This window comes from Virgibacillus sp. Bac330 (assembly GCF_003667845.1).
Lineage (GTDB): Bacteria > Bacillota > Bacilli > Bacillales > Amphibacillaceae > Virgibacillus > Virgibacillus chiguensis.
This window is the reverse complement of record NZ_CP033048.1, coordinates 1,771,520-1,784,252: the sequence shown is the minus strand read 5'-3', so window position 1 is coordinate 1,784,252 and position 12,733 is coordinate 1,771,520. Positions and strand designations below refer to the sequence as shown.

The window sequence follows — 12,733 nt, the reverse complement described above, 5'->3', positions numbered from 1 at the left end:
TCAAATCTTGAAAGCTAGAATAGCCTTGCATAAGCTTTGAACGTAAACGATCACGTGTATCTTCATCAATACCCCAGTAAAGTGCTTCCTTGCTCATCACAAAGCTTACGCATGGATAAACTTGTTAGATAGCTTCCATAATTGCACGATAGTGTAGTGACAAAAACATAAGCCTTAATCTTTTCTCCAGTATCCCGATCAATGATAAAAGCTGATGATCCTGCCCAATCAACCTCCATGATTTCCCCTAGTTTTCTAAATGCGCAAAGTTGCTTTATACTTTTCTGCGTAACGACTATAATACCGTAAACTTCTATAAGAATATGGGATCATTTTATTAGCTCTACAATCTATTTCATATTCATTCATGATGAAGAAGTTGGAGTGTTACATTAGGCTTCGCTAATTCCTTATGGATATAATCTAAGTCCAGTGCTTGCAGCCCCGACACTTCCAAGGTTTTTTCAGGGAAAAGGAACTCATCAATCCACTGATCAGTCATTTCTTCATCTAAGGGACACACCAATCCTTTCTTTACCGCCAAATGAATAGTCTCAGTTACTCATTGACAGGAGTTTCCTGTGCTTGCAGCAAAGCCTCTAAAGCTAACACCCTTATCTCGTAGTTCCGGAATATTCTGGTAATAGATCATGCAAAATACCTTCTATAAAAAATGTCACATATTTGAGTGTGCCCATTAATTATACAGGAGGTATTGTGTGGTTAACAGCTTGTTTGACATCGACTGGTATAATCTGTGGTATTAAGTGGTAAAAAAGATGTCATTATTGGTACATTACAATGGCCGTAACCACTTTTTTAGGGTGATCCCTAAATATTACGTTGAATAATAGGGATTGCCCTAATTTTTCCGTTGAAAAACTTAGGGTTTTTTTGCGGAAAATACTGTGAAGGATTGTGATAGTATGAGGGTGAGTTTAGAAATGAAAATATTTATAGTGACATCGGAATTTTTAAAATGATTAAATAGAGGTGCTAACTGTAAACAAAATATTTAAAGAGTGTTAGGGAAAGAGAAAATAATATGGTTACAAAACAACTTAGGACAAAAACTTGAAGAGGACACTTAGTAGTTTATGGATTTTGGAAATGCAGTAGATGTCAAAGTAAAAACATATGAAAATAATACGGAAAAGACTTTTATACATTTACAGATGGTTCAATATCAATCATTCCATTTCGTCCGTGTCTGTAAATTCACCGATAAAGGAGATTTAACCTTATTTATAAAAATAATGTTTATACTTGTGTTCATTAGCGTTACATTAATTATCACCTTAAATTTGCAATAATCTAAAATACCGTTATCAACCCTCATTGTCCAAGAAAAAATACTTTATAGTGAATTTGGAATGAGCGTAAACGAATGGAGAACTATGCCCCAATTTCTAACAGGGGGAGAAAAACAGATAACAGTTTGTATACTATGATACATAGTTCAATAATGTATAACGAGACATATGTTGAAGAAGTAAGAAATCCAAAATAACCAAAACTAACAAGTTTGTTTTTTAGGTAGATGTTTTTTAGAGGGAGAATTGGACATGAATAAATTTAAGCTGTTCTGCATTCCTCATGCGGGTGCAAGTGCAAGTGTATACTATAAATGGTTTCGAGATTTAGACGATACAATGATTGATTTATATCCATTGGAATTAAAAGGACGTGGAGCAAGACTTGAAGAGCCATTTTATTCAGATTTTAACGAAATGATGAATGATGTGTATGGAATGGTTACAAATATTCTGTCAACAAAGGACAGCTATATGCTTTTTGGACATAGCATGGGGGCCTATGTTGCATTCCGATTAGAGAGCATGCTTGAAAGAAAATTAGGAGTGAAGGCAGCACATGTATTTCTCTCAGGAAGAGAGGCGCCAATTGTTTGGGGGGAAAATAAAAGGAAAATTTCTCATCTAAATAATCAAGAGTTTTTGCATGAAATCAAAAGCTATGGCGGAATAGATGAGAATTATCTTCATGACCAAGATGTCTTAGATATGATTTTACCAATTATTCGTAATGATTTTAGGATAATTGAAACACTTGATACTAGCGATAAAAATAAGTGTTTACAATCCCCAATTACGATTTTAAATGGGAAAGAGGATTTTTATAACCCAGAAAATATTGATTTGTGGAATAACTATTCTTCTGCTAGTTGTCAATTTAAATATTATTCTGGTGGTCATTTTTATATGGAAGATCATTTGGAAGAACTGAATCATTGTATTTATGAGATTGCTAAAAAAAACTTTGATGACGCAATAATTTTGAAGGGAGTGTGTAAATATAAACGTTTTTGACACGTTTATATAATAAAAAATATGAAAAAAATTTATGATGAAGCAAATGTAAAAGTGGAACAAGCGTATGTTTCTGGTGGCGATATTAAAATGCATGATCCTAATTCTTTAACTTTAGTAAAAACGTTTGAAGAAAATTTGAAACAAAATGGAGAAGAAAGTGTTTATTTCTACAATGTTAAAGGTCAGGTTAGTTCTACGAATTATAACGAGATCAAAATCAATTCCTTAAAAATGCTTAACGGACTATCTAGAAGAAAGGTTCATCCACAAGAGAAAGTTATTTTTCAGTGTGGTACGCCTAAGGACTTTATCCATATGTTTTGGGCGAGTATGTATGGAGGCATCATCCCGATTTTGGCCAATTTGCCGAAGGATCTAGATGACATTACAGATATTAACAGTATAACAATATTAAATATTTGGAAAATGACTGATAAATCCAAAATCGTAGTTAGTGATGAAATTTATGACCAATATGTCCGTTTTGCTGAAAAAATCGGTATTGATGTGAACTGCTTGATTAATATCGATACCTTAGACGGGTCAATAACAGAAACTAATATTTATGAGACACAGCCAGAGGATACTGCAATGATGTTTTTTACATCAGGTAGCACCGGGGTTCCTAAAGGAGTTCTTCAAACCCATAAAGCTGCAGTGCTAAGAGAATTTGGTCAAATTCAATTAAATAATAGTCAAAAAGATGTTTTGCTTAACTGGATGCCTCTTGAACATGCTGGTGGTGTATTAATGGGACATGTTAGAGGAGTTATGTTAGGAAGTACGCAAGTGCTAGTTGAAACAGAGTATATCTTGTCTAATCCTTTGCGTTGGTTAGATTTAATCGACAAGTATCGCGTAAATTCTTCTTGGGCACCGCACTTTGCTTTTGTTTTAATTGAAGAAATGATCGAACATACACCAGGAGAATGGAACCTTTCCTGTGTCAACTCTTTAATTAACTCTGGGGAAATGGTTCACGCTAAAAGTGCTAAAAGTTTTCTAAAGAGTCTTAAAATATATGGGTTGAAGTCGGATGTTATGCATCCAGTATGGGGGATGAGTGAAACATGTTCTGGGGTTTTATACAATTTAGAATTTGATGAAAAAGAATTTTCAGGTGTTCAATTGGTTTCAAAAAATCTGAACGAACATGTCATTACAAATTCAGTAGAAAATGCAAATGTTGTGACGGAAATTGGCATGCCTATCCCAGGATGTTCTATAAAAATTGTTGATCAAAACAATAAAACATTACCCAAAGAAACAATTGGTCGCGTGTTAATCAAAGGAGAGCCTGTAACACAAGGTTATTTCAAAAATAAAGAAGCAAATAAGGAAAGCTTCACAGAAGATGGTTGGTTTATAACAGGAGATTTAGGTTTTATTCGTAATGATAAGGTTACTTTAACTGGTCGTGAAAAAGATGTTATTATTGTGAACGGCTTGAACTATAATAATGTAGAGGTAGAAGCGATTATAGAAGAAGATAGAAGGGTTGAAAAGTCTTTTACAGCTGTCTGCGCTGTTACTGACCCAGATAAACAACTAGAAAAAGTAATTGCTTTTATTGTACCTCAGAATGATGATCAAGATAAAGAGAAATTAATAAATGAAATTAAAAATCATGTTTTAGTAAGGCTTAATTTAAAAATTGATCACATCATTCCTGTTAAAAAAGATGATATCCCTAAAACTAATCTTGAAAAGATACAAAGATCGAAATTAGGACAATTATATATTGACGGTAAGTTTGCCAATCATGAGATCTTAACTGATGTTATAAATCAGTTAGATAGAGTAAAGACAGAGGTTTCCGAAAAATTTGATATTAGTGATGTGGCGATAGTTTTAAATGAATCTAACAGAAAATTAGATGCTTTAATAATTTCTGATCAAGCTGATTTAGCAAGGACAGGCATAATCTCTGAAGAATATAAAGAAAACCAAAATTTGTCCAAACAAATGAATCAAACACTTACAGATATTGAAGGAGTTCAAAAACTTTATCTAATCTGGAAAGTGAACTCGATAGGGATGGATAGTTTTGAACCTATTATTTTCTTTAAAACAGGATTAAAAGATTTTCATTTTAATATATTAGTGTTGAAGAAAATTCAAGAACAAGTCGTCAATAAGTTTAATTACAAGCAAAGTACAATTATACCTATTTCCTGTATAACTTACCTCGAAACAAGCAGTCTTACAGAGCTTGTAGATGCTTATAAGCAAGGACTGTTTCGTGATTTATTAACGAAAATAGATAAGGAACTATTGAATGCTAATACACTACCACAATGGTTTTATGAGGAAAAATTAGTACCATGTAACGCGATTGAAGAAAATCGTACAAACAATTTTAGAGTTATCTTGGTTAATGATGTTGAATTAATGACTCAATTAATAGATGTTTATCGTCATCAATTAAGGCAAATTGTCTTTTTAATAGATGAAAACAGTAACTATAACCAAACGAATGAATATTTAAATATTGAATATATTAATGTCTATGACAAGAATTCATATGAATCAGCCCTGAAAAAGTGGTGTGAAAATCAAGAACAGATTGATATCGTTCATTTAACTGGTTGTGAAATATATGAAATAGGCTCGATTGAAAGCTTAGAAGATGCTCAATATAAAACTGTTGTAAGTATACAAAATGTGATTCAGACACTTGGAATGATCAATGTTGCAATTGACCGTTTCCTTGTGATGACTAAAAATACATTAGCTATAGAAAATATTAATCATAATTATGCTATATCTACTGTATCAGGGTTTGTGAAATCTGCTGCTGATGAAGGACATAAAATTAAGCATATTGACATAGATGATGCTTCAGCAGGTTTATTAACGGAAATAATTAAGACTGAACTGAATACTATAGATAAATTAAAACAAGTTGTTTATCGTGAAAATAAACGACATAAACTTTCTGTTCAGAACTTAGACATTTACGAGAGTATTGAAAATGAGACATCACTTGTCGAGAATGGTTTCTATTTGATTACTGGTGGATTGGGTGGTATCGGAGTAAATATTGCAGAAACCTTAATGGATCATTTCCGTGCGAAAATTGTTCTAACAGGGCGAACAAATATTGTCGAAGACATAAATAGTGAAAAGTATAAAGCATATGATGATTTGAAGGTTTTAGAGAAAAATGGTAGTAAAATTTTTTATGAACCATGTAATCTTACAAATGATAAAGAAGTAAATCATATCATTGAACATTATGAAAATAAATTTGGAAAAACTTTAAATGGCATTATTCATTTAGCTGGGGGAATTACAGAACAATTAGTAGAAAACCAAGATATAGAAGAGCTTTTGGCTGTTTATGATGCCAAGGTTTATGGAACGTATGTATTAGCAAAAGTTATTGAAGACCGTAAGGATGCTATTTATGTTACGACATCAACAGCAAGATCTTTATTGCCAGGTATGACAGTTTCTGCATACTGTAGTGCAAGTGAATTCAATGCCCATTTAAGCAGATATATGAACGAACAGTTAAATATTCCAACATACTGTATTTCCTGGAGCCAATGGGATGAAATTGGAATGGGCAAAGATCTAGTTGTTAAAGATGTGCTAGAAGAAAAAGGTTTTAAGAATATTTTAAAAGAGCAAGGTCAAAATAGCTTTTTGATGACATTGAAATTCAAAAAACCATATGTATATGTAGGACTTGATCAAACAAAGAAGTCTATGCGGGAACTTCTCTTAGATAATGAAAATCCTCAGCAAGAAATTCAAGTTTTTACAACATATCGGAATGTTTTAAATAAAGAAGAAGAATTTATATCATTCATTAAAAAATCTATCGATCGTTTAGAAGAATTTAATGGAGTTACTATCAACTTCCGATTTGTTAATCATTTACCTTTAGATAAAAATGGTTTAGTAGATAAAACTCTTTTATCAGATCGGATGGATGTTTTACTTGGTGCAACTAAAATTATCAACCCCAGAAATGAGTATGAACAAAAAGTCTATGATGCTTGGAAGAAAGTCTTAAAAAATATTGATTTTGGTGTAACAGATCACTTCTTTAACTTGGGTGGAGATTCGATTAAAATTATCCAACTCATTTCAATATTAAAATCAGCATTCAATGTACCAATTAAAAACCAAGATATTTTTAAATTAATTACAATTGAACAACAAGCTAAATTCTTTAAAAATCAATACAAAACGAATCAACAACAAGTTCCAACGAATACATCTATTAAGATTAGTAATGAAGAGTCAGTCGTAAAAGGGAATATCGAAATTTTATCGGCACCTCAAAAAAGACAGTGGGTTCTTTATAAAATGAATCCTGACTCACCATATTATAACAACACTGTGGCTATTAATATTTCTGGAACCATTCTGTTGCCATGCTTGAAAATGGCTATTTATCAGCTAGTTGAACGGCATGAATCATTAAGAACAAGATTTGGAGAAAAAAATGACCAATTTTGTCAATTTATTGATGACTCTTTTAATTTGTCAATAGAAGAAGTTAATCTTGCAGAAATGAATGAAGTGGAACAAGCTGATGCTCTGGAAAAATTATATATCGAAGAAGCTAATAAAGTGATTCATATCGATCAGGAAATACCAATTAGAGCGACGATTATTACGATCGGCTCTAACGAAACGATTCTTCTTATTTCGATTCATCATATCGCATCAGATGGCTGGTCAATGGGAGTTCTGCTTCAAGATCTTTCAGCGATTTATTCTGATATTCTTACAACAGGACGGAGTAAATTGCCGGTATTAACAATGCAATATTCTAATTTCGCAACCTGGCAACATCAATTTATGAAAAGCCCAGAATATGAAAAACAGCTTCAATATTGGAAGGAAGAGTTGAAAGATGCACCGCCGACATTAGAGTTACCGTTAGATTTAAAAAGAACGGGCGAGATTCAAAATAAAGGTAAAAGACTCATTTTTGAGATTGATCAAGAAGTGACGAGCAAATTGAAAGCAATCTGCAAAGAAAAAAATTGTACTTTATATATGTTGTTAATGAGTGCCTTTTCGTCTTTAATGCATCGATACTCTAATCAAGAAGACATGATTATTGGAACACTCATTGCTAACAGAAATCAGGCAGAACTAGAGGAAATGATCGGTTTCTTTGTAAATTCCATGCCTATTCGGCTAAATGTTAAAAGTGATATGTCATTTGACTTGCTCATAGAACAAGTGAAAGATAAAACATTGAAAATGTACGATCATCAAGATGTTCCTTTTGATGAAATGATCGATGAGCTGGAAGTTGAAAGAGAGTTAGGGAAAAATCCAATTTTCCAGACGTTATTCGTCGTTCAAAATGCCCATATAGAAACAATCAAGGATGAGAATGCTGAATGGAATTTGGATATTTTGGATAGTGATACGTCTAAGTTTGATTTCATTACACAAGTGCTTGAAGTGGATAATAAGTTATCTGTTAAATTTGAATATGATACAAGCTTGTTTTATGAAGAAACGATTCAGCGCTGGAGCGAACACTTTAAGAGCTTAGAACTCATATTGCGAATGATTATAAACAAGCAGTTGGAGATTACGAAATTCTAACGGGAGAAGAAACACAAATGATCGAGCAGATCAATGAAACTTCAACCGATTATGCATCATCTAAAAATATTTATGAGCTTTTTGAAGAAACGGTAGCTAATCACCCGAATGCGAATGCAGTATCAACAGAAAATGAGCAAGTAACTTATATTCAGTTGAAAGAAAAAGTAGATAGATTGGCAACGCATTTATCCAATCTTGGTGTCAAACATGAAGAGAATGTTGTAATTGTTGCCGATAAATCAATAGAAACTATTGTCGGGATTATAGCTATTCTAAAAATTGGTGCAGCTTATGTACCTGTTAATCGAAACTATCCAGAAGAATTTCTTGAAAATATTATTGAAGACTGTAAATCGAAATATATATTGTGTGTGGAAGACTTAGCAGGTTTTGACCACCTGAAAAAAATAAATATTAATCGGGAGTTTGAAGAGGTGATTCAACACACTTCATATTCAATCAGTCCGCAAGATAAAGCGTATGTGATGTATACATCGGGAAGTACCGGTAAATCAAAAGGCGTAGTCGTTACACATAGAAATATTATCAGACTAATTAATAATACAAATATTATCGACTTTAAAAGAGAAGATGTCATCTTACAAACAGGATCAATTACGTTTGATGCTTCTACCTTTGAAATTTGGGGAGCATTATTAAATGGTATTGAATTATATTTAGTTGATGAGGATGTTTTATTAGATATTGAATCAATTCGAATGGTAATGGCAAAATCGAAAGTTACGATTATGTGGGTAAGTGCCCCGCTCTTTAATAAACTAGTTGAAATAGATGAAACGATTTTCAGAGATGTTAGAACTTTACTCGTTGGGGGTGATGTAGTATCGCCAAAAATGACTAATAAAGTCAGGAGACATTCTCCAGGGATTGTAATTATTAATGGTTATGGACCAACTGAAAATACAACCTTTTCCACCTTTTTTAAGGTAGACAGAAATTATGAGACGTCGATCCCAATTGGAAAACCAATTGCTAATTCAACAGCTTATGTAGTTAATGAGAAAATGCAGTTACAACCTTTTGGAGTGATTGGAGAACTTGTAGTAGGCGGAGACGGAGTAGCAGAAGGATACTTGAATAAACATGAGTTAACCGAACAACAGTTTATTGCTAATCCTTTTGATTCTAGTGGAAGACTATATAAAACCGGTGATTATGCGAGACTAAATGAAGAAGGAAATATTGAATTCATTGGTAGAATCGATAAGCAAGTTAAGGTTAGGGGTTTTAGAATTGAGTTACAGGCAATTGAGCAAGCAATTCGCACAATTATAGGTGTTGATCAGGTACTTGTTAATTGTGTCGAAGATGAAGATAACAAGAGGATTATTGCCTATTATACCGGTGAGTCTAGTCTAGATATTTTAGATATATTAGATGAAATGTTGCCAGATTATATGTTGCCACATCATATAATCCATATGAAAGAAATCCCGTTAAGCAAAAATGGTAAAGTTGATTACTCTAAATTGCCAAAGACATCTGAGCTAACAGAAGAGTCAGTTAAATCAACTCATGTTTTACCAAAAACGGAAGATGAAAAAGTTTTGTTTGAAATTTGGAAAGAAATACTGCAAACAGATGCTTTCGGGATCACAGATAACTTCTTTAAACTGGGTGGAGACTCTATTATGGTTATTCAGCTCACAAATATGGTTAAAAAAGCAGGTTATCATGTAACAACGAAAATGGTTTTTCAAAACCAAACGATCCGCAGTCTAGCAGGACAATTAACGAAGATTAACAAAGTCATTGAGGATGAAGTTGTGACAGGCGAAGGAGAACTCGGACCAATTCAACAATGGTTTTTCAATCAAGGCATGAAGAACAAACATTTTTGGAATCTCCCATTAATAATTCATTTTGATCAAAAGCATGAATCAGAAATTATTCACAAAGCTCTACATGAAGTCGTAATATATCATGAAAGTTTGCATTCAACATTTGTTGAGACTGAACATGGTGTTGTTCAAGTATATGGAGATAAGTCAGTAAATCTCCCATTTGAAATAGTAGATTTGACAAATGTAAATGATCGGGAAGAGGTAATCAAGCAAAAATCAATTGCTTGTCAAGAAAAGATCAATATCGAAAATGGCCCATTAGTAAGCGGAGTATTATTCAATGATCAAGAAAAACAATATTTATTTATTGGTGTCCATCACTTGGTGGTTGATGGTGTTTCATTAAGAATAATAGGAGAAGATCTTTTACATGCAGTTGAACAACTAGAGAATCATAAACAAATTCAATTACAACCTAAATCTACCTCATTTAAACAATGGACTGAAAGATTAAAAGAGTATGCAAATAGTAAGCAAGCTATTTCGGAATATGAATATTGGAAAGCAATTAATGATAACTCCAAAAATTTTATCAATCTAGAAGGAGTTAACCAAGAAAACACTTCCAAAACAATGTATGGAAAGCTAGATCAAGAAACTACTGATCTTCTATTAAAGAAGGCAGGTTTAAATTTAGGAGCGGAAATCAATGATTTGTTTTTAGCTAGTTTATTCAAAACATTCAAAGATTTATTTGGGGTAAGTAGTCTTTCGCTTAAAGTAGAAGGGCATGGCAGGGAAGATATCATTCCGGTTGATCTTTCTAGAACAGTTGGTTGGTTTACAACAGCTTATCCAATTTTACTCGAATCATCAAATGATGAATCGATTGAAAACTTAGTGTTGGGTGTGAAAGATATTTTACGTAAGATTCCGAATAAAGGAATTGGATACGGCATTTTAAGATATCTGTCTGACCATGAAGAGGTGTTGTTAGATTTTGAACCAGAAATATCATTTAATTATCTCGGTAATTTTGATGAAAAAATGGAAGTGGCTTCAAGGAAATATGGCATATTTCATGACGAAACTGCGAAGAGAGATGTAGTGCTTGATTTCAATATCGTTTTATTTAGAGGGGAAATGATATTTTATCTCACGCTCCATGATGAATTAATAAAAGATAAGCGTTTTAAAATATTATTAGAAACATATATTCAAAATACTAAGATTATTACACAGACTTGTGGCCAGTTAGAAGAAAAAATTTATTCTGCTTCCGATTTCCCGTTAGCAAATGTAGGGACGAAGGAAGTTCAAAATATTATGAGTGAATATCAAAATAAAGTAAAAGATCTATATTCGCTTTCAGTTGCGCAAAAAGGAATGCTTTATCATTATTTAATGAATTCAAAATCAGAAGAATATTTTGGGCAAATTCATTGCCAATTATACGGAAATCTAAATAAGGATCGTTTTACTGAGGCATGGAACCATGTGGTTAGAAACAATCCAATTTTATCTACTGTTTACAAGTGGGAAGAGATGGAAGACCCCGTTCAAATAGTCTTAGAAAATGAGAGGCTGGATGTTCGTTATATAAATGCTAAAGAGATTGAACAACTAGATGAAGGTTATCTTGAAAAATTACTTCAAGAAGATAAAGAAAACCGATTTGAATTAACGTCACTACCAGTTATTCGTATCATGGTTGTAGAAATGAAACAACATATTGAATTTGTTTTTAGCTTTCATCATATCTCTCTTGATGGTTGGAGTGTATTTGTGATTTTAAACGAAGTTATTGAGACATATAAACAACTAACAAACAGAGAAAAAGTTCTTATCGGTCATGAAAAAGGTCAGTATAAAGATTATATTGAATGGCTACAAGAACAAGATAAGGTAGAAGTTGAATCATTTTGGTCTCAATATATGAAAGGTTTCGAACAGAAAAATTGGGTATGGGGAGTATTACCTGAAAAAAATGAGATGAAAGCAAGCAAGTTTAAACAACAAACGATTGAACTTACGAAAGCTGAAGAAGTAGCACTAAATAAACGTTCCGAGGAAATAGGTGTTACTGTCAACACTCTATTACAGAGTGCATTAGCGATTATACTCCATAAGTTTTCGGGTAGTCAGGATATTGTATTCGGCACAACCGTATCTGGGAGAGATCCAAATATTGAACAAGTCAACTCAATTACTGGTCTACTGATTAATACGATTCCATTAAGAGTTCAAATGGACATGGAAGCAGAAATTCATGACTATATACAGTTTATTCAACAAAATGCTTTTGAAATAAATAACTATCATATGCTCTCAATGGCAGAAATTAAAAGTGTTAGTGATATAGATCATGCGGATGAATTTTTCGATGTTCTGTTAATATTTGAAAACTATCCAATCGCAGAACAAATCTCTGACCGTAACAATGAAATATCTTTTGGCAGATTTGAAAGTCACGAACGAACAAATTATGCTTTAACAATTGTAGCAGTTCCTGAAGAAACATTGAAGATTCGCTATTCCTATATGGATAACGAGGTAGATGAGGATACCATTCATGCATTAATGAAAGGGATGAAAACAGTGTTGATGAATCTATGTACCAGTGAAGGTACAGTTAGTCATATCAGCATTGACGAAGAAGACTATGAACACAATGTGCTTCATGAGTGGAGCAGAAATGCAACGATCAAAACCCTCTATGAGGATCAAGAGGAAATTTATTCTGTTGTAATGAATTCTGAATATGATGCACAAATTTTTATACTTGATAAAGATTTAAAACCAACATCTTTAGGTATTCCGGGAGAAGTGTATATAGCAATAAAAGATATTAATATAATTGAAAGTGATTGGACTGATTGGATGAAGGAAAATAAAATAGAGAATGAAATTTCCAGTGATTCATACGATCATTTGTATAAGACTGGCGACATAGGAATGTGGATTTCTAAAGGAAAGATTAGATTACTCGAATAATTAATGTATGAGGTGAAA

General features: G+C 32.7%; 5 protein-coding genes. 4 read left to right on the top strand and 1 reads right to left on the bottom strand.

Translation table 11 applies throughout. The features are described 5' to 3' along the window. Nucleotides 1–65 precede the first annotated feature (65 nt). A complete protein-coding gene (locus D9780_RS21645) occupies nucleotides 66–239 on the bottom strand; it encodes a hypothetical protein (protein WP_371413715.1) in 174 nt (57 codons plus the stop codon). An 858-nt stretch (nucleotides 240–1,097) separates the two neighbouring features. Between D9780_RS21645 and D9780_RS08345 the strand changes: the two genes are divergently transcribed. The 4 genes from D9780_RS08345 to D9780_RS08330 all read left to right on the top strand — a co-directional run bounded on the left by D9780_RS08345 (nucleotide 1,098) and on the right by D9780_RS08330 (nucleotide 12,715). Then, nucleotides 1,098–1,313 carry a hypothetical protein gene (locus D9780_RS08345; RefSeq protein WP_121639839.1) on the top strand — a complete coding sequence of 72 codons (216 nt, stop codon included), beginning with the start codon at nucleotides 1,098–1,100 and terminating at the stop codon, nucleotides 1,311–1,313. Nucleotides 1,314–1,565: 252 nt separating this feature from the next. Then, entirely contained in the window at nucleotides 1,566–2,327 is a 762-nt protein-coding gene (locus tag D9780_RS08340; protein WP_121639838.1) for a thioesterase II family protein, read from the top strand. A 21-nt stretch (nucleotides 2,328–2,348) separates the two neighbouring features. After that, a complete protein-coding gene (locus D9780_RS08335; RefSeq protein ID WP_121639837.1) occupies nucleotides 2,349–7,913 on the top strand; it encodes an SDR family NAD(P)-dependent oxidoreductase in 5,565 nt (1,854 codons plus the stop codon). A gap of 17 nt (nucleotides 7,914–7,930) precedes the next feature. Further along, nucleotides 7,931–12,715: a non-ribosomal peptide synthetase gene (locus D9780_RS08330; RefSeq protein ID WP_121639836.1), complete on the top strand. Its 4,785-nt coding sequence runs from the start codon at nucleotides 7,931–7,933 to the stop codon at nucleotides 12,713–12,715. The last annotated feature ends 18 nt before the right edge of the window (nucleotides 12,716–12,733 follow it).